Here is a 17,863-nt window from a genome sequence, read left to right on the forward strand (position 1 = left end):
GCAGCGCAGTCCTTTAGTCTCGGCGGGTGTTGCGTACCCCCGTATCGGGAGGAAGTCCGCCATGCCGCCGGAAACGCCGCTTCGCCATTTGGTCGTCCTGGCCCATCCGGGGCCGGACAGCTTCAACCATGCCGTCGCCGCTGCCTGGTGCGACGGCGTGCGCGCGTCGGGGCAAGTGGCCGAGTTGCGCGACCTCTATGCGCTCGGTTTCGATCCCGTGCTGCGCCCGGGTGCCGCACCCGATGCTGCGCTGGCGGAGGAAAAGGCGCTGCTCCAGGCGAGCGACGCGGTGGTGCTCGTCTATCCGCTCTGGTTCGGCATGCCGCCGGCGATGATCAAGGGATATATCGACCGAGTGCTCGGCGCCGGCTTCACGGCGGACGCGATTGCCGACGGGATGGTGCCGGCCATGCTGGCGGGCAAGCATCTCGCACTTGTCAGCAGTTCAGGCGCCACCCGGCCCTGGCTCGACGCGCAGGGGCAGTGGGTGGCGCTGCGTCATGCGTTCGATACCTATCTTCGCACGATATTCGGCATGGAAGATGCCGGCCACCTCCACCTTGATGCTGTGGTAGAAGGAATGCAGCCGCGATTCGCCGAGGAGCATCTGGCGCGCGTGCGCGAACATGCGCGGGCCTTGTGTGCGGAACTGCTGCGGGCGCGGCACGCCGGCCGGATGCGACGCATCCTCGCCGCGGCGGATCAGCAAGGCTGAGCGAGCAAAGGAGAGAGCGGCATGGAACGGCAAGGTTCGAACCATCTCCACCCCGAAACCGCGGGCAATCCGTTATGGGACTGGCCGGCGACCTGCATGGGCCTGTGGTGCGAAATAATGACAGCGCCCTGGTTGCTGGTGCCGCCACCGCATCACGTCAGCAAATGCGAAGGCGAACAACTCGCCGTGCCGCAGGAGCTGGAAGAGGACGAGCGCTCTCTGTTCGCCTGAACCGCGGGCCCCGAAGGGGAAAATGGTGCTGCCGGCGAGGATTGAACTCGCGACCTCAGCCTTACCAAGGATGCGCTCTACCACTGAGCTACGGCAGCACTCGAACCGACGACCGGCGTCGGGCGGGAGGCGCCTATGTGCAGGCGGCTACCCGATTGTCAACCCGCCATTTGTCGGTTTATCGCACCCCTATGAGCGAAGCGGACAAAAAGGCGCGATTGGCCGAGGCGTTGCGGGCCAATCTCCGCCGCAGAAAGGCCCAGGCACGCGGCCAGAGGGTCGCCGACAGCAATCCGACGCCCGAATCGGACACCGATCAGTGCGGCCGAATCCAGTCGGCGGCGGACTGACCGAAATCATAGGCCTTATCCATGATCGCATGGGGGCCCATCAGATAGATCGCCATCGTGGCCGCGCCGGCGAAAAACCACATCAGGCGATTGGCGCGCATTTCTCCACTAGCCATTGCCGCTCATCCCCGTCCAGTTGCGGGCCGACAATGTCGAGAACCCGCGTATGGTACAGGTTGAGCCAGTCGCGTTCCGAAGGCGTTAACAGCTCCGGTAAAATCAGCGTTCGCTCAATCGGTGCGAAGGTCAGCGTTTCGAAGGCGAGCATCGGCTGATCGCCGCCGGGAATGGTGCGTTCGATGATCAGCACCAGATTCTCGATGCGGATGCCATATTCGCCGGCCTTGTAATAGCCGGGCTCGTTCGACAGGAACATGCCCGCGCGCAGCGGCTCCAGCGCCTGTCCGCCGGGATAGGAGGGCGGCGCAATGCGCTGCGGCCCTTCGTGTACCGAAAGATAGGCGCCCACGCCGTGGCCGGTGCCATGGGCGAAATCGAGACCCGCTTCCCACAGCGGACGCCGGGCATAGGCGTCGAGCTGTGCGCCGGTGGTGCCATCCGGGAAGATGGCGGTGGCGATGGCGATATGGCCCTTCAGGACGCGAGTGAAGCGGTCCTTCATCTCGTGGCTCGCTTCGCCCACGGGCATCACCCGCGTCACGTCGGTGGTGCCGTCGCCATATTGGCCGCCGGAATCTACCAGATAGAGCTGGCCGCGTTCGATCGGGAGGCTCGATTCCTCGGTCACCTTATAGTGCGGGATCGCGCCGTTCGGGCCGGTGGCCGAAATCGTGTCGAACGACAGATCCTTCAGCCGCCCGGTGGCCTCGCGAAATGCACGCAGCTTGTCGGCGGCGGAAAGCTCGGTCAGCCCGCCCTGCGGCGCGGCTTCCTCGAACCATTTCAGAAAGCGGCTGAGCGCCGCGCCGTCGCGCGCCTGCGCCGCCTGGTGCCCGGCAATCTCCGCCGGGTTCTTGATCGCCTTGGCAAGGATCACCGGATCGCGCAGCGCGATCACACGCGCGCCGCCCGCCTCGAGCCCGTCGAAGATGGCCGCTACGGCGCTGCCCGGATCGGCCACTACACGCTTGCCGGCAAACTGGCCGAGCGCGGGCGCGAAGGCGGCGCGGTCGTGTACACGCACGGCGTTGCCAAGATGCTGGCGCACCGCCTCGGTCAGCTTTTCGGGGGCGACATACAGGTCCGCCGTGCCATCGGCATGTACCACGGCATAGGACAGGGCGACCGGCGTGTGGGTGACATCGGTGCCGCGAATATTGAACGCCCAGGCGATCGAATCGAGCGCGGCGACGACCACCGCATCGGCCTTGCGGGCGTGCAGCCAGTCGGCGATGTCCGCACGCTTTGCGGCCGAGGATTTGCCGGCCAGCGCCTCGTCGAGCACTTCGAGGGGGGCGTCGGAAGGGGCGGGGCGGTCAGGCCACACGGCGTCGACCGGGTTGGTGTCGACCGCAACGAGTTCGGCGCCCTTTTCGGCAAGCGCCTTGCGCGCTTCTTCCACCCAGGTTCGGGTGTGCAGCCACGGATCATAGCCGATCCGCCCGCCATTCGGGGCGTGTTCGCCCAGCCATGCCGCAACGCTGGTTGCGGGCACGCCGACATATTCCCAATGGTCCGCCGAAACCTGCTGGCGCACCTGCAGCGTATAGCGCCCGTCGGTGAAGATCGCCGCTTCCTGGGGCAGCACCACTGCGGTACCGGCCGAGCCCTGGAAGCCGGTCAGCCACGCCAGTCGCTGCGCATAGGCGCCGACATATTCCGACATATGTTCGTCGGTGAGCGGCACGACAAAGCCGTCGAGCCGGTCGCGCGCGAGCTGGTCGCGCAGTGCCTGCAGGCGGTCGGCATAGCTGGACATGGGTACTTCCTCAAAACGCAGTGATGCTGCCGATCTGGCCCATGCCGTGCGTTTTTGGAAGGGGTGTGCAGGCGGAGGGAGGTGAGGGTTCCCCTCCCGCGAGCGAGAGGGGAGTCTGGAAGGAAGGGCCGCCTGCCTTTAGCGGCGAACCCGCACATAATAACAGCGGTTCTTCGCAGTCATGCTGCGGTCGATCGCGCGGCCGCCCAGCGCGCCGGCGCCGCCGCCGACAACGGCACCCAACAGGCCGTGGCCGATGATCGCCGGACCCGCCACGGCACCCGCCACACCACCGGCGATCAGGCCGGCCGTGCCGCTGGAGTGGCGGCATTTCTTCACATAGCGCACCCGCTTGTGCGAGCTGGAGCTGCCTTCATAGCGCGATTGCGCGCTGGCAGGCGCAATCGGTGCGATCACCGGCATCATCAGGGCGAAAGCACTCAGGGTAGCGATTGTCTTGCGCATGCTGCGTTCCCATCTTTTGGTTTCCGTTACCTGCGTAACAATAGTCGATGGCACATTTCGGTTGCATGAACCCGAAACAACCGCCCGCAGAAGGCGTATTGTGACCATGATGTCGCGCTTTTCTCGCAGTCGGCTGGGCGGTGCGGCCGCAGCGCTGGCAGTCGAAGGGCTGCTGGCGGTGGCGCTGTTCGCGGCATTTACGGTGCGAATGCCTACCGCGATCGCGCGCGATCCGCTCCTGATTACCTTCACGCCGCCACCGCCGGTGCCCGATCCTGCGCCGGCCCCCGCGCCGCGCCATGCCGCGCCCAGGGCCGAAGGGGCTGCCGCACCGCCCAACAAAGTTTCGCAGGCCACTGAGGTCGTCGCGCCAACGGTCACGCCGCTGCTCCCGCCACCGCCGCTGATCGCTGCGCCCAAGGCCGGCACCGGCAGCGAGGCAAGTCAGGGCGCGGCGCCGCTTCCCGGGCCGGGCACGGGCGCGGGCGGGCAGGGCGACGGCATGGGCAGCGGCGATGCCGGCAAGGGGCCTGGCGGTGGCGGCGGCACGCCGCTGCGCTGGCTTTCGGGCAGCCTGCGCGATTCCGATTATCCCCGCGCGGCGCTGAAGGCCGGCGCGAGCGGCACCGTCGGCCTGCGCTTTGTCGTGGGCGTGAACGGCCGCGTCACCAGCTGCACCGTCACGCGCACGAGCGGCAATCGCGATCTGGACGAGACGACGTGCCGCCTGATCCAGAAGCGCTTCCGCTATCGCCCCAGCCTTGATGCGCAGGGGCGCCCCTATGCCGATACCGTAACCGGCGAACATGTCTGGCGCCTCTATGACCTGCCCGATGACGCGGAGGGTTCGACAGAGCGTTAGGCTGGGCTATGAAGCGGGGATGACCGATCTGCCCAAGGCGCCCGTAGCGGCGACGCGCCCGCACAGCTTCACCCGCCATGGCATCACCATCGAAGACCCCTGGGCGTGGCTGCGCGACCCCGGCTATCCCGAGGTGACCGACAAGGACGTGCTCGCCTATCTGGAGGAAGAGAACGCCTATTTTGAAGCGGTGATGGCGCCGTTGAAGCCGCTTGCCGAAACGCTGTTCCAGGAAATGCGCGGGCGCATCAAGGAAGACGAATCGAGCGTTCCGCAAAAGGATGGCGACTGGCTTTACTGGACCGATCATGAAACCGGCGGCGAATATCCGCGCTGGTGGCGCAAGCCTGTGGCCGGCGGCCCGGACGAACTGATCCTCGACGAACCGGCGCTGGCGGCGGGCAAGGAATATTTCCGCCTCGGCGCGATTTCGGCGAGCCCTGACGGGCGCTGGCTCGCTTATGCCTATGACGATAATGGCTCGGAACGGTTCGTGGTGCGGGTGAAAGACCTGACTACCGGCGAATTGTTGCCCGACACGATAACCGACATGCTGTCCGAAATCGTCTGGACGGCGGATTCGAAGGGGTTCCTCTACGGCGTCGCCAACGAGAACTGGCGCACCGACAATGCCCGCTGGCACAAGCTCGGCGAGCCGGTCGAGCAGGATGTCGAGCTGTTCCGCGAAGCCGATGAAGGCTATCGCGTCGCGGTGGGGGAGACTCAGTCGCGCAAATGGCTGACCATTGCGACAGGCGATCACACCACCAGCGAAGTCTGGTTGCTCCCCGCCGACAATCCCGCCGCCAAGCCGGTCTGTATCGCACCGCGCAAGCCGGGCTGCGAATATGATGTTGATGAGCATGACGGCACGCTGTTCATCCACACCAACGATACCGACACCAACTGGCGGCTGGTGAGCGCCCCCGTCACCGCGCCGGGTGAATGGACCGAACGCATCGCGCCTTCGCGTCATTTCTACATGACCGGCGTGACCTGTTTTGCCGATTTCTTCGTAGTCGAGGGGCGCGAAGACGGCCTCGATCAGATCGAGCTGCACCGCTACGAAGGCGGCGCGCCGACGCGGCTGCGCTTTCCCGAGGCGAGCTATGTTGCCGATCTGGGCGACAACCCCGAATATGCCGTCACCAAGCTGCGGCTCGGCTATGAATCGATGGTCACGCCGGGCACTGTCTATGACTATGACGTGGCGACCGGCACGCTGGAGACGCTGAAGGTTCAGGAAATCCCCAGCGGCTATGACGGCAGCAAATACCGCACCGAGCGACTGACCATCGCCGCGCGCGACGGCACGCAGGTGCCGGTGTCGATCGTCTATCCGAAGGACTTCCCGCGCGACGGCAGCGGCAAGCTCTATCTCTATGCCTACGGCGCCTATGGTCATGCCATCCCGCCGGGCTTCTCGACCAGCCGCATGTCGTTCCTCGACCGCGGCATGGCCTTCGCCATCGCCCATATCCGCGGCGGCGACGATCTGGGCCAGCACTGGTACCACGAGGGCAAGCTGGAGAAGCGCACCAACACCTTCAACGACTTTGTCGACGTGGCGAAGGGCCTGATCGAGCTCGGCTATACCGCCCCCGGCCAGATCGCGATTGCCGGCCGTTCGGCGGGCGGCGAGCTGATGGGCGCGGTGGTAAATTCCGATCCCGAGCTTTGGGGCGCGGTGATCGCCGACGTGCCGTTCGTCGACGTGCTCAACACGATGCTCGACGAAAGCCTGCCGCTCACACCCGGCGAATGGCCCGAATGGGGCAACCCGATCGAGGACAAGGCCGCGTTCGAGCTGATCCGCAGCTATAGCCCCTATGACAATGTGCGGGCGCAGCCTTATCCGCCACTTTTCATCTCGGGCGGCCTGAACGATCCGCGCGTGACCTATTGGGAGCCCGCCAAATGGGCGGCGCGGCTGCGCGCCACCAAGACCGACCAGAATGTGCTGCTGCTCAAGACCAATATGGGCGCCGGCCATGGCGGCAAGTCGGGTCGCTGGGAAAGCCTGCGCGAATATGCTGACGAAATGGCCTTCGTGCTGTGGCAGTTGGGGGTAGAGGGCTGAACGCTCAGTGCTTGTCGTCGTGCGCAGAGACCGGCACCGGCACCAGCCGCGTCTCGCGGTGGCAGTGATGGCAAAAGGCGAAATCGAATATCTCGCTTAACTGCCAGTCCTGCGCATCGATGTCCCATTCGGCCCAGGCATCGCGGGTCGCGCCGCCGGCACCGCAGTGCTGGCACACATAATCCAGTCGGGGCGAGGCGTTTGTCGTCACGCCTCGCCTCATACGGCATCCAATCTCCATTTCGGCGCCGAACTGCTCCGAAACGGAGAAGCTTTCCCTTACGTTGCCCGACGCCCTGGGGCGGAGTAGACAGGCACGGTTCCTCGAAAGCGGAGAAGAGCGATGCGGATCGTGCGTTGGGGTCTGGCGGGGGCTGCCCTGCTGTTGGCGGCGGCAGTGGCGCATGCGGGCAGTGGCGCGGCGCCGGCCGATGGCGGTGGGGATGTTGTCGCCGGGCGCCAGGCGGCGTTTCGTCTTTCGGGTGCCGTGATGGGCGGGATGAAGGGTGCCATTGCGCGCGGCGACGATGTGAAGACGCTGGCCGGTGGCGCCCGCGCGCTCGCCGCCTGGGCAAAGGCGCTGCCGGGCATGTTCCCCGCCGGCAGCACTGCTCCCAACTCCGAAGCGCTGCCGACGATCTGGAGCGACCGTGCTGGTTTCGAGGCCAAGGCGGCCGATTTCGCCGCCGCTACGGCCAAGCTCGCGGAACTTGCCAAAGCTGGCGATCAGCCAGGTTTCGCCGCCCAGTTCGCCGAAGTCGGTAAGACCTGCGGCGCCTGCCACCAGCTTTATCGCAAGCCCGAAACGCACTGAGCAGGCGCGGCGCGGCGCCCCTAGGCCGCTGCGCCCGTCATCGCCGATTGCGCCGCCATGCCGCGGCACATCCGGTCGAGTGCGTCGGAAAACCAGCGGGCGAGTTCGGGGTCTAGCCCCGGGTCTGCGGCGATCGCCCGGTCCATGGCGTGCGCCCATTGCGCGGCCGTCTGGCTGGTGACGCCCAGTGCGCGGTGCAGCGACATGATGCAAGTGCCGGGGCGTGCCGAAAACCAGTCGCGCGGGCCGCCGGTCCAGGCGGTCAGGAACAGCGTAAGCGATTCGCGTACCGGCCCAAAATCCGCGCCATGCATTGCCCGCAGTTCGGTATAGGTCGGGTCGGTTTCGACCAGATCGTAGAAGCGATCGACGATCGCATGGACCGCATCGGCCCCGCCGATACGCTGAAAGGGCGAAAGTAGGTCGGACATGGCCCGTGCCTCTAGGCCGGTGCGCCCTTGCCGGCGTTGATGCGGATCAACATGGAGCAGGCGGGCGCACCCATCGGTACGCCCGCCCAAACCTTAGAAATGCGCGATGATACCTGCCATCGGGCGGAAGCTCTTGGCATCATTGAAGGTGTTCATTTCCAGCCGCAGCCGCACACCGCTGCGCCCGGTGATGCCGCCTAGGCCGATATCCTTCGGCCCCACTTCGACGCCCAGGCCATAGGTCATGGCGTGATAGTCGCGATTGGCATTGGGGATCTTGTCGAAATTGACCCACTGATAGCCGACCTTGCCATAGATCAGGCCGCTGTCACCTGCGCGCAGACCGAAGCGGCCGGCGGCGCCATATTCCCAGTCTATGTCGCCGCTCACGCCCTTGGTCGCGTTGCCTTCGACGCCGACGAACACCGGGCCCAGCGGAACGTTGACGCCCGCGACGCCCTGCACCAGCGCGCCGTCATAGCGATAGCGGCCCGGCTGGATCGGAATGCCCGCATTGGGCTGCCGATCGAACTGCTCCCAGCCGCCCATCACGCCGATATAGGGTTCGACGCCGAAGGCGCGCGAGCCATCGGGGGCCTTTGGCGTGCCCGCATCGGCGGCCGGCGTCGTATCGGCTGCGGGCGGCGGCGTGGTCGTGCTGTCCTGCGCGTGCGCAGCAGAGACGGCGAAGGGAAGCGCGGCAAACGCCGCGGCAGCGAGAAAAATACGCATGTGGAGAAAACCTCGTACGCTGACAAAACCAGTCTCCGCAGGCCGGCGACGCTCGCGGCGGCGGGGACGGGGGATCAATGTTCCGCAGTGCGGGAAAGTTGCGCAGTTGCGGAACTTCGCATCGTCCTGTTGCAGCGCGGCAACGGTTTCTGTCGGGCAGATGAACGCGGTGCGCGGTTCAACCGCGCGGCTGGCTCTCCGCCGGCACCGGCGTCAGTTCATAGACCAGCACGTCGCCCGCTTCGGCGCCCGGGGTGACCAGCCGCCAGCGGAACGGACCATAGCGCTCGAGCATCCCGACCACATTGCGCTCGGTGTCGCGCCCATAGGCGAGGTCGTTTTCGCCCGCGCGGCGCTGACGCGCGCCGAGAAAGACATAGCGCTTGCCATCGGGATAGACATAGCCGGCAATGACATCGCCGCCGGTCTGCTTGGCAAAGCCCAGCGGCGCGGCATCCTCGGTCTCGCCGGTGGGCGAGACGAAGCAGAAGCCGGGGGTGCTGGCCTGTACCGTCGCTAGACCGCGCCCGCCGGGGTGCAGTCGCAATGTGCGGCAGCGATAGGAACCGGGTGGCAGCGCCGGGTGCGCCTGTGCCGCGGTCGGATCGATCACCGCACCCTGCGCCCGCCGCACGGCGCTGCGCAGCGCGGCGTGCAGCCGGCTCCAGCTGGCGGTGAGCGCATCGAGCCGCGGCACGTCGGCATCGGCAATGCGCGTCCGCCACAAGGGCGGCGGCGGCGGTGTTTCGGCGATAACGACGGGTCGGGGTCCCGTGCCCCCGCTGCCGGGTTGGCAGGCGGCGAGCATGGTCACGACAAGCAACGCGCAGGCGAGCCGGTGCATCCGTACAATCCTTGTCGAAACCCCGAACCGCCTGACTGGCGACCGGCGCGGTAAGAAATCGGAAAGTGAAGTTAATAAATGGTAAACGGCACGACGACTGGTGGACGAATGCGGCGAACCGTTGTGTCGACAATTGCTGGAAGGCACGGTTGTTCCGCCGCCGCCGTGCCGGACATGCTATGGTACGGCCATGTTCTATGACGAGCACCGAGTCTGGCCACGGCCGGAACCGCAGCCGCCCGCGCCGGTCCCGCGCAGCCGGCGCGAGCGGGTGCTGACGCGCATGCTGCTGTTCTATGCGCTGGTGCTGCTGGTGGCGCCGGTCAGCCTTTCCGGCGCGGTCGACCTGATCCGCTATCTGATCGCACATCTATAGAATGCGGCCGAGGCGCAGAGCCCGCAGCGTGGGATAAAGCCCGTCGCTCTGCGTTCTCTGCGCCTTTGCGCGCAAACCAGTTCCGCGCGCCGGCTGGGCGCGGGGCTGTTCTGTTACTCCGCCGCGATGCCGGCCTTGGCGAACATGTCGCCTTCGCCGTTCGGGTCTTCGTTGGCGGCCGTACCGACCTTCGCCTTTTGGCGCTTGTCGAAGCTGTCCCACACTTCGTTCCACTGGCCGCGCGTCGCCGCCTTCGAATATTCGGTCGCGCGGGTTTCGAAGAAGTTGGCGTGCTCGACGCCGTTGAGCAGCGGGGCGAGCCAGGGCAGGGGGTGCTCGTCGATCATGTAGATCGGCTTCATGCCCAGCTGGCCCAGCCGCCAGTCGGCGATGAAGCGGACATATTTCTTGATGTCCTTGGGCGTCATGCCGTTCACCGGGCCCATTTCGAACACCAGGTCGATGAACGCATCCTCGATGCGGACGGTCTTCTGGCACATGTCGAGAATGTCGTCGCGCACGCTGGGGGTCAGGCAGTTCCGTTCCTTGCAGAAGGTGTGGAACAGCTTGATGATGCCTTCGCAGTGCAGGCTCTCGTCGCGCACCGACCAGCTGACGATCTGGCCCATGCCCTTCATCTTGTTGAAGCGCGGGAAGTTCATCAGCATCGCGAACGAGGCGAAGAGCTGCAGCCCCTCGGTAAAGCCGCCGAACATCGCCAGCGTCTTGGCGATATCCTCATCGGTATCGACGCCGAAGGTGGCGAGATAGTCGTGCTTGTCCTTCATCTCCTTGTACTGGAGGAAGGCGCTGTACTCGGTCTCGGGCATGCCGATCGTGTCGAGCAGGTGGCTGTATGCCGCGATGTGCACCGTCTCCATGTTGGAGAAGGCGGTGAGCATCATCTTGATCTCGGTCGGCTTGAACACGCGGCCGTACTTTTCGTGGTAGCAATCCTGCACTTCCACGTCGGCCTGGGTGAAGAAGCGGAAGATCTGGGTCAGCAGGTTGCGCTCGTGATCGGTCAGCTTCTGCGCCCAGTCGCGGCAATCCTCGCCCAACGGCACTTCTTCCGGCAGCCAGTGCACCTGCTGCTGGCGCTTCCAATATTCATAGGCCCAGGGATATTCGAAGGGCTTGTAGGTCTTGCGGGCTTCGAGAAGCGACATTGCGGGTACTCCGGATCAGAACAATTTTTGAATGGCGAAGAATAGGAACGCGGCCCAGGCGATCAGCAGGAGCGCTCCTTGAACGCGAACGGTACGAATAGGCTGGCCATCCTCGGCGGCCTCGCGGCTGCGTTGTGGCTTGAAAAGAAGCCAAGCGGCTTCGAAAATGCCGTGCAATGCGACTAGAACATACCCGCAGTACAGGACGGTATCTCTTACGGGCATGGCGCTGAGTAGCCCGAGAACCGCCAAGGCTATGATCAGCTTCAGCGCAAACCAATGTTTGCCGGTGGGTCGATAGCGGCCTCGTTCCATCGGGAGTGTATCGCTCACGCCACCCCTCCCGCGCTCGCAAAGGCCAGCGCGAAGCCGGTGAGGAACAGGCCGAGCGCGACCAGCATCATGCCGCCGATGCGCAGCGCATAGGTCGCCGCTTCGCCCGGGGCGACGCGCAGCAGCCCGCGCGCCATTTCCGGGCGGATCAGCACGATCAGTCCGGTGATGCCCGAGGCAATGCCGATCCCGGCCTGAAGGGCGAGGCTGCGCGTCACTGGTCGATCACCCGCCCGCCATCGCGCATCACGATACGCTCGCGATAGACGACCTTGCGACCACCATTGGCGCCCACACCCAGAAATACCACGCCGATGAAGAAGCCGAAATCATACCAGCCGCCATTGTTCGGCACCGCATAGACCGCGATGTCGGGAAACAGCAGCGACAACGCCCAGGCTACGGGGAAGATGAACCCGTGCCACAGGCCGAGCAGGAAGCCCGGCGCATGCGGCTGCACGGCGCTCGGCACCTGATGGGCGCAGGCGGCGAGCAGGGCGAGGGCGGCGAGGGCAAGGGCAGTGCGGACGGGTTTCATTGCAACTTCCTATCCGGGCGTATGGTAGCTTGTCGCGCGGCCCCCACCCTACGTAGTGCGCGCATCCGGCGATTGCCCGATGTCGTGGACCGTTCCGCCCCCGTATGCGTTACCCGAACCGAAGCCATCGAAGGAGAACGAGCATGGGCCACCACAGCGATGTCCGCGAGCATATGGAAGTCATCGGCGCCGACGGCGTGCACATCGGCACCGTCGACAAGGTCGAGCATCACCGTATCAAGCTGACCAAGAAGGATTCGGCGGCGCAGGTCGAGGGGGCCGAGGGCAGCCATGAAGGGCACCACCACTACATCCCGCTCGGACTGGTCGCCGAAGTCGAAGGCGACAAGGTGCGGCTGTCCGCCAACGCCGATGTGGCGGTGGAGATTTTCGAAGAAGAGGCGTGAGGGAATGGGGTGGGGGGTGGCGTGGCCACCCTCATCCCTCCCACGCGCTGACGCGCGCGGGTCCCTCCCCTCTCCCAAAGGGAGAGGGGTTTTAGCATCGCCCCACTGTCCCTCTCCCTTTGGGAGAGGGAAGGAGCCGCGAAGCGGCGGGAGGGTGAGGGCGGCCATGGTCACGAGACTTTGCTCTTGAGATGCCGTGCGACCTCAGCAAGCACGCCGTCGGTGTTGCTGAGCACCTCGTGATTCCAGAAGCGCAGCACGGCAAACCCCTCGCGCTCGATGAAGCGCGTGCGGATGGCGTCATATTCCGCAGCCTCCGCATGCTGGCCGCCATCGACTTCGATCACGAGACGTTCCGAGAAACAGAGAAAATCGACCCGATAGGGGCCGATAGGCGCCTGGAAGCGCCACTTTTGGCCGGGCAGCCCTTCCCGCAGAGCGCGGCGGAGGCGCTTTTCGGCATCGGTGGGCATGCGCCGGAGCGCGCGGAGCTGGTCTACCGTACCGGCGGGTTGGTCTTGGTAGAGGCGCATCATCCTCACCCCTCCCACGCGCTGGCGCGCGCGGGCCCCTCCCCTCTCCCAAAGGGAGAGGGGGTTTTGCGCCGCTCCACGGTCCCTCTCCCCTTGGGAGAGGGAAGGAGCCGCGAAGCGGCGGGAGGGTGAGGGTGTATCACCGCCGCCACCATCGCCTAGATCACTGGCACGCCAGGCATTCGTCGTAGTCGGTCGTCTCGCCCAGATCGAACTTCGGCTTTTCGATCGTGTTGTCGGCCTCGACGCCGCCTGCGAAGCCGGCGCGCTGCACCGACTTGGAGCGGAGATAGTAGAGCGACTTGATGCCCAGCTCCCACGCCCGATAGTGGAGCATCAGCAGGTCCCACTTTTCCACGTCCGCCGGGATGAACAGGTTGAGCGACTGCGCCTGGTCGATGAACGGCGCGCGGTCGCCCGCCAGTTCGAGGATCCAGCGCTGGTCGATCTCGAAGCTGGTCTTGTACACATCCTTTTCTTCCTGCGTCAGGAAGTCGAGATGCTGGACCGAGCCGCCCTGCTCGAGGATCGAATTCCATACCGCGTCGGAATTCTTCGACTTATCCTTGAGCAGCTTCTCCAGATACGGGTTCTTGACCGAGAAGGAGCCGCTCAGCGTCTTGTGGGTGTAGATGTTCGCCGGGATCGGCTCGATGCAGGCGCTGGTGCCGCCGCAGATGATCGAGATCGACGCGGTCGGCGCGATCGCCATCTTGCAGCTGAAACGCTCCATCACGCCCATGTCCGCCGCATCGGGGCAGGGGCCGCGTTCGACCGCCAGCGCCATCGACGCTTCGTTCACCTGTGCGCTGATGTGCTTGAAGATACGCAGGTTCCAGCTCTTCGCCATCGCGCCTTCGAACGGTAGCCCGTGCGCCTGCAGGAAGCTGTGGAAGCCCATCACGCCCAAGCCGACCGAACGCTCGCGCTCCGCCGAATAGCGGGCGCGGGCCATTTCGTCGGGCGCGCGCGCGATATAGTCGGTCAGGACGTTGTCGAGGAAGCGCATCACGTCTTCCACGAAGCGCTTGTCCTTGCTCCACTCGTCCCAGGTTTCCAGGTTGAGCGAGGACAGGCAGCACACGGCGGTGCGGTCGTTGCCCAGATGGTCGCGGCCGGTCGGCAGCGTGATTTCCGAGCAGAGGTTCGAGGTCGAGACCTTCAGGCCCAGATCGCGATGATGCTTGGGCATCGTCGAGTTCACGTGATCCGAGAACACGATGTACGGCTCGCCCGTCGCCAGCCGGGTTTCGACCAGCTTCTGGAACAGCGCGCGCGCATCGACCTTGCCGCGGACCGACCCGTCCTTCGGGCTCTTCAGCTCCCATTCGGCGCCGTCGCGCACGGCTTCCATGAAGGCGTCCGGGATCAGCACGCCGTGGTGCAGGTTCAGCGCCTTGCGGTTGAAGTCGCCCGAGGGTTTGCGGATTTCGAGGAACTCCTCGATTTCGGGATGCGAGATGTCGAGATAGCAGGCGGCCGAACCGCGGCGCAGCGAGCCCTGCGAAATCGCGAGCGTCAGCGAATCCATCACGCGGACGAACGGAATGATGCCGCTGGTCTTGCCATTCAGGCCCACCGGCTCGCCGATCCCGCGTACGCTGCCCCAATAGGTGCCGATGCCGCCGCCGCGTGAGGCGAGCCAGACATTCTCGTTCCAGGTCTGGACGATGCCGTCCAGGCTGTCGGGCACTGAATTGAGGTAGCAGCTGATCGGCAGGCCGCGGCCCGTGCCGCCGTTCGACAGCACCGGGGTGGCCGGCATGAACCACAGCTTCGAGATATAGTCATAGAGCCGCTGGGCGTGCGCGGCATCGTCGGCATAGGCAGAGGCGACGCGGACGAACAGATCCTGATAGCTTTCGCCGGGCAGGAGATAGCGGTCGCGCAGCGTTTCCTTGCCGAAATCGGTGAGCAGTGCGTCGCGGGCATGATCGACCTCGACCGGATAGGGTCGGGGCGCAACGGCCTTGCTGTCCAGTTCCTTGCGCACGGCAGGCGCGGCTTCAATGGTGGCGGTGTCGTTCACGCTCGTTTCGGTGTCCCTGAATTCCATGCCTGCAAGCCCCTGTGATGCCCTACGCTGTACGACTCGGGGGGTGTACCCGATGGTAGCACTGTCCGGTTTGCGTAAGAACAAAAAGTGTACGCATTCCCGGCCGCCGGCACGAACAGTCCCGCCTCGCATATGGCTATGCGAACCAAGGTCTACCAGTGCTTGAGCGTGCTCCCCAGTGCAACCACTACAGATTGTGCCAATCCGAGTCCGGGCACAAGACAGTAAATGACTTCTGAATGCAACGGTTCGTCGCTGAAATGACTCGGTTCGTGGCACAGCCGAAACCGGTTACCAGGCGCGACGCACGGACTTTCCTTACCTTCACAAAAGGCAAGGGAACGAACGTGGAACTGCAAATAAATTTACGGGGATGAATCGCGCGGGGCACAACCGCTTGTGGTCGGCCCCGCGCAAGCTGCACCATGGGCGCTATTGGAGCGGCAGATACAGCTCCGTCACCGCTTCATGCTCGGCAACGTCGGGAAAGAAGGTCACGCGACGGGCATAGAGCGGAAAGTCGCCCGGTTCCTCGCCGCTTTCCGGCAGCCAGTTGCGGTATAGGAACAGCGCCGCCGGCTCGAGATTGTCGGCCTGACCCACCACGCGCAGCATCGCGCAGCGCCCGGCCGGAATCAGGCCCGGCTCGATGCCCTGCGCCGGGTCCGCCACCGGATGCGCGGCGCCGGCGCACAGGTCGAGGCGATAGTCCTCGGGTGGCGTCGTGCGCGGGTCGGTGTGGAAGATGGTGTAGGTGGCGCTTGCCGGCGGGCGATGGCCGGTCGACTTGCGCCACGCGATGAATCGGCGGATCGTCTCCCCCAGATGCGCGGGGTCGCCGCGATGGGTCATGAACGCAACCGGCGTGGCTGGAACGTCGAGGATCGTCACGTCGTCCAAGGTGAATCGGGTCTGCATGGTCTGGCTCCTGGCTTGGGTGAGCGGCGCGAGGGCCGCATGCCATGGCTGCCAGTCCGGCGCGGCGCGGAACTGCGACGGCGCCTGCCCGAAGCGCTGGCGAAAGGCCCGGGCAAAGGCCTCGGGCGCTTCGTAGCCGGCGTCAAACGCGATTCCGGTGATCGCCTCGTCCTGCCGATAGGCAAGGCGATACGACGCTCGCTTCATCCGCACGAGCTGGACGTAGCGATGCACCGACAGGCCGAACAAGGCGCTGAACTGGCGGTGGAAATGATGCTTCGAAAACGCCGCGACGCGCGCCAGTGTCTCCAGGTCCAGATCAGCATCCGGGTGCGCGTCGATATGGTCGAGCACCCGCTGCATCCGGTCATGGTAGCGTTCGAGCGGTGTTGGCTGCATCATTTCCTCCGTGGCGCCGCCCTGCTACCGCCCCGCCGCCGCGCCTGCCCGACTGATCTTGCGGAATGTCCGCGCAGGCAGGATTGCACCGCGATTGGGCAATGTTAGGCTGGCCGCCACGACAGCAAAAGGGGGCGGCGATGCGGCTTTGGGGTTTGGCGATAACGGTGGCGGCGGCAGCGTCGGGTCCGGCCTGGGCGCAGCGCGCGGCGCAGGTGGAGGAAGCCCCCGCGACGCGGCTTTGGGTCGATCTCGCGGCCGGCAAGACGAGCAGCGCGGCGATTACCGCCGCCTATCTCGCCCGCATCGAAGCGATCGACCGCAAGGGGCCGACGCTCCGCTCGGTGATCGCCGTCAGCCCCGATGCGCTGGCCCAGGCCCGCGCCAGCGACGCGCGGCGCAAGGCCGGCAAGACGCTGGGGCCGCTCGACGGCATCCCCGTGCTGATCAAGGACAATATCGAGACCAAGGAGCTGCCCACCACCGCCGGCAGCCTGGCGCTGAAGGATAACCGCACCGGCCGCGATGCGCCGCTGGTGGCGCAATTGCGCGCGGGCGGGGCGGTTATCCTGGGCAAGACCAACCTGAGCGAATGGGCGAACATCCGCTCCGACCGGTCGATGAGCGGGTGGAGTGCCGTCGGCGGGCTGGTGCGTAACCCCTATGCGCTCGATCGTTCATCCTGCGGTTCGTCCAGCGGGTCGGGTGCGGCGGTGGCGGCGAGCCTCGCCGCGCTGGCGGTGGGGACGGAAACCGACGGCTCGGTCGTCTGCCCGTCGGCAATGAACGGACTGGTAGGCCTCAAGCCCACGCTCGGGCTGGTCAGCCGTACCCATGTCGTGCCGATCAGCCACAGCCAGGACACGCCCGGCCCGATGGGGCGCAGCGTTGCCGATGTGGCGTTGCTCTTCTCGGCGATGGTCGGCGAAGACCCCGCCGATCCCGCGACCAAGGGCGCGAACGCCTATCGCCAGAACTACGCCACCGGCCTTCGCGCCGATGCGCTGAAGGGCATGCGGGTCGGCTATTGGCGGCCCGACATGGAAGACGCACTCGCCGCCCGGTTCGACAAGGCGCTGGACGAACTCCGCGCGGCCGGTGCCGTGCTGGTGGAAGTAAAGATGCCGAAGCTCGCCGGGTTGGGCGAGGCGGAGAGCCTGGTGCTCCACACCGAACTCAAGGCCGACCTCGCCGCCTATCTCGCCACCACGCCGCCCGCCGTGAAGGTGCGCACGCTGGCCGACGTGATCGCGTTCGACACGGCGCACAAGGATGCCGAAATGCCGTTCTTCGGGCAGGAAACCTTCCTGAAGGCGGAAGCGACCAAGGGCCTCGACGATCCCGAATACAGGGCCGCCCGGGCGAAATCGCAGCATCTGGCCGGGCCCGAGGGGATCGACGCGATGCTGAAGGCCGCGGAGGCCCAGATTCTCGTCACCCCCACCTATGGCACGCCCTGGCTCAGCGACCCGGCACATGGCGACCAGTTCACCGGCCCGTCGGCCAGCGAGCTTCCCGCCGTGTCCGGCTATCCGCACCTCACCGTGCCGATGGGGCTGGTACAGGGGCTGCCCGCCGGCCTGTCCTTCATCGGCACGGCCTATTCGGACGGCCTGTTGCTGCGCGCCGGCTATGCCTATGAGCAGGCGAGCAAGGCCCGCGTCGCGCCGGCCTATCGCGCGACCATCCCCGCCGATCTGGGGCCGAGGGCGCTGCGGTGAGGGGGGAAGG

The 17,863-nt window shown here is 65.8% G+C and carries 22 protein-coding genes and 1 tRNA gene; 8 read left to right on the forward strand and 15 right to left on the reverse strand.

What is annotated here, in order from left to right:
* The first annotated feature begins 61 nt into the window (after positions 1–61).
* Together ACT53K_RS01330 and ACT53K_RS01335 are read left to right on the forward strand one after the other, a co-directional pair.
* On the forward strand, positions 62–715 hold the full coding sequence (locus tag ACT53K_RS01330; RefSeq protein ID WP_476226727.1) for an NAD(P)H-dependent oxidoreductase: 654 nt from the start codon (positions 62–64) through the stop codon (positions 713–715).
* Between the two features lie 21 nt (positions 716–736).
* Positions 737–946, forward strand: coding sequence for a hypothetical protein (locus ACT53K_RS01335; protein ID WP_476226728.1), 210 nt, complete (start codon positions 737–739; stop codon positions 944–946).
* Positions 947–969: 23 nt separating this feature from the next.
* Here ACT53K_RS01335 and ACT53K_RS01340 read toward each other — a convergent pair.
* The 4 genes from ACT53K_RS01340 to ACT53K_RS01355 all read right to left on the reverse strand — a co-directional run bounded on the left by ACT53K_RS01340 (position 970) and on the right by ACT53K_RS01355 (position 3,640).
* Positions 970–1,044 (reverse strand) — tRNA-Thr (locus ACT53K_RS01340).
* Positions 1,045–1,262: 218 nt separating this feature from the next.
* Entirely contained in the window at positions 1,263–1,397 is a 135-nt protein-coding gene (locus ACT53K_RS01345) for a hypothetical protein (protein ID WP_476226729.1), read from the reverse strand.
* A complete protein-coding gene (locus tag ACT53K_RS01350; RefSeq protein ID WP_476226730.1) occupies positions 1,379–3,175 on the reverse strand; it encodes an aminopeptidase P family protein in 1,797 nt (598 codons plus the stop codon). Before ACT53K_RS01350 ends, ACT53K_RS01345 begins: the two co-directional genes overlap by 19 nt.
* Before the next feature lie 138 nt (positions 3,176–3,313).
* On the reverse strand, positions 3,314–3,640 hold the full coding sequence (locus ACT53K_RS01355; RefSeq protein WP_476226731.1) for a hypothetical protein: 327 nt from the start codon (positions 3,638–3,640) through the stop codon (positions 3,314–3,316).
* Positions 3,641–3,746: 106 nt separating this feature from the next.
* Between ACT53K_RS01355 and ACT53K_RS01360 the strand changes: the two genes are divergently transcribed.
* The gene (locus ACT53K_RS01360; protein WP_476227268.1) at positions 3,747–4,502 is read left to right on the forward strand and encodes an energy transducer TonB; all 756 of its coding nucleotides are present in this window, start codon (positions 3,747–3,749) and stop codon (positions 4,500–4,502) included.
* 19 nt (positions 4,503–4,521) lie between these two features.
* Positions 4,522–6,582: a S9 family peptidase gene (locus ACT53K_RS01365; protein WP_476226732.1), complete on the forward strand. Its 2,061-nt coding sequence runs from the start codon at positions 4,522–4,524 to the stop codon at positions 6,580–6,582.
* A 4-nt stretch (positions 6,583–6,586) separates the two neighbouring features.
* Here the strand turns inward: ACT53K_RS01365 and ACT53K_RS01370 are convergent, their stop codons facing one another.
* Complete coding sequence (locus ACT53K_RS01370) at positions 6,587–6,793, reverse strand: hypothetical protein (RefSeq protein ID WP_476226733.1); 207 nt, start codon at positions 6,791–6,793, stop codon at positions 6,587–6,589.
* A gap of 132 nt (positions 6,794–6,925) precedes the next feature.
* Between ACT53K_RS01370 and ACT53K_RS01375 the strand changes: the two genes are divergently transcribed.
* The gene (locus tag ACT53K_RS01375; RefSeq protein WP_476226734.1) at positions 6,926–7,396 is read left to right on the forward strand and encodes a c-type cytochrome; all 471 of its coding nucleotides are present in this window, start codon (positions 6,926–6,928) and stop codon (positions 7,394–7,396) included.
* 20 nt (positions 7,397–7,416) lie between these two features.
* On the opposite strand, the gene ACT53K_RS01380 is transcribed toward ACT53K_RS01375, so the two are convergent.
* The 3 genes from ACT53K_RS01380 to ACT53K_RS01390 all read right to left on the reverse strand — a co-directional run bounded on the left by ACT53K_RS01380 (position 7,417) and on the right by ACT53K_RS01390 (position 9,403).
* On the reverse strand, positions 7,417–7,827 hold the full coding sequence (locus ACT53K_RS01380; protein ID WP_476226735.1) for a globin domain-containing protein: 411 nt from the start codon (positions 7,825–7,827) through the stop codon (positions 7,417–7,419).
* Between the two features lie 93 nt (positions 7,828–7,920).
* The gene (locus ACT53K_RS01385; RefSeq protein WP_476226736.1) at positions 7,921–8,559 is read right to left on the reverse strand and encodes an outer membrane protein; all 639 of its coding nucleotides are present in this window, start codon (positions 8,557–8,559) and stop codon (positions 7,921–7,923) included.
* Positions 8,560–8,737: 178 nt separating this feature from the next.
* Positions 8,738–9,403 carry a DUF4893 domain-containing protein gene (locus ACT53K_RS01390; RefSeq protein WP_476226737.1) on the reverse strand — a complete coding sequence of 222 codons (666 nt, stop codon included), beginning with the start codon at positions 9,401–9,403 and terminating at the stop codon, positions 8,738–8,740.
* Between the two features lie 190 nt (positions 9,404–9,593).
* On the opposite strand from ACT53K_RS01390, the gene ACT53K_RS01395 reads away from it, so the two are divergent.
* Positions 9,594–9,779, forward strand: coding sequence for a hypothetical protein (locus ACT53K_RS01395; RefSeq protein ID WP_476226738.1), 186 nt, complete (start codon positions 9,594–9,596; stop codon positions 9,777–9,779).
* Positions 9,780–9,892: 113 nt separating this feature from the next.
* Here the strand turns inward: ACT53K_RS01395 and ACT53K_RS01400 are convergent, their stop codons facing one another.
* From ACT53K_RS01400 to ACT53K_RS01415, 4 genes are read right to left on the reverse strand one after another with little or no spacing between them, the layout of a single operon-like run.
* The gene (locus ACT53K_RS01400) at positions 9,893–10,948 is read right to left on the reverse strand and encodes a ribonucleotide-diphosphate reductase subunit beta (RefSeq protein ID WP_476226739.1); all 1,056 of its coding nucleotides are present in this window, start codon (positions 10,946–10,948) and stop codon (positions 9,893–9,895) included.
* Between the two features lie 15 nt (positions 10,949–10,963).
* Positions 10,964–11,281 (reverse strand): hypothetical protein, encoded by a 318-nt coding sequence (locus tag ACT53K_RS01405; protein ID WP_476226740.1) that lies wholly within the window; start codon positions 11,279–11,281, stop codon positions 10,964–10,966.
* Positions 11,278–11,499 (reverse strand): hypothetical protein, encoded by a 222-nt coding sequence (locus tag ACT53K_RS01410; RefSeq protein ID WP_476226741.1) that lies wholly within the window; start codon positions 11,497–11,499, stop codon positions 11,278–11,280. Before ACT53K_RS01410 ends, ACT53K_RS01405 begins: the two co-directional genes overlap by 4 nt.
* A complete protein-coding gene (locus tag ACT53K_RS01415) occupies positions 11,496–11,819 on the reverse strand; it encodes a hypothetical protein (protein ID WP_476226742.1) in 324 nt (107 codons plus the stop codon). The genes ACT53K_RS01410 and ACT53K_RS01415 overlap by 4 nt, the downstream gene beginning before the upstream one ends.
* A 143-nt stretch (positions 11,820–11,962) precedes the next feature.
* Here ACT53K_RS01415 and ACT53K_RS01420 point away from each other — a divergent pair, with 143 nt between their 5' ends.
* Entirely contained in the window at positions 11,963–12,226 is a 264-nt protein-coding gene (locus ACT53K_RS01420) for a DUF2171 domain-containing protein (RefSeq protein ID WP_476226743.1), read from the forward strand.
* Positions 12,227–12,396: 170 nt separating this feature from the next.
* Here ACT53K_RS01420 and ACT53K_RS01425 read toward each other — a convergent pair whose 3' ends face one another.
* The 3 genes from ACT53K_RS01425 to ACT53K_RS01435 all read right to left on the reverse strand — a co-directional run bounded on the left by ACT53K_RS01425 (position 12,397) and on the right by ACT53K_RS01435 (position 16,135).
* Positions 12,397–12,762 carry an endonuclease domain-containing protein gene (locus tag ACT53K_RS01425; protein WP_476226744.1) on the reverse strand — a complete coding sequence of 122 codons (366 nt, stop codon included), beginning with the start codon at positions 12,760–12,762 and terminating at the stop codon, positions 12,397–12,399.
* Between the two features lie 160 nt (positions 12,763–12,922).
* A complete protein-coding gene (locus ACT53K_RS01430) occupies positions 12,923–14,815 on the reverse strand; it encodes a ribonucleoside-diphosphate reductase subunit alpha (protein ID WP_476226745.1) in 1,893 nt (630 codons plus the stop codon).
* A 432-nt stretch (positions 14,816–15,247) separates the two neighbouring features.
* On the reverse strand, positions 15,248–16,135 hold the full coding sequence (locus ACT53K_RS01435; RefSeq protein ID WP_476226746.1) for an AraC family transcriptional regulator: 888 nt from the start codon (positions 16,133–16,135) through the stop codon (positions 15,248–15,250).
* 137 nt (positions 16,136–16,272) lie between these two features.
* Here ACT53K_RS01435 and ACT53K_RS01440 point away from each other — a divergent pair, with 137 nt between their 5' ends.
* Positions 16,273–17,853 carry an amidase gene (locus tag ACT53K_RS01440; protein WP_476226747.1) on the forward strand — a complete coding sequence of 527 codons (1,581 nt, stop codon included), beginning with the start codon at positions 16,273–16,275 and terminating at the stop codon, positions 17,851–17,853.
* Positions 17,854–17,863: the final 10 nt, after the last annotated feature.

The sequence above is a fragment of the Sphingomonas sp. DMC8 genome, from assembly GCF_056314185.1.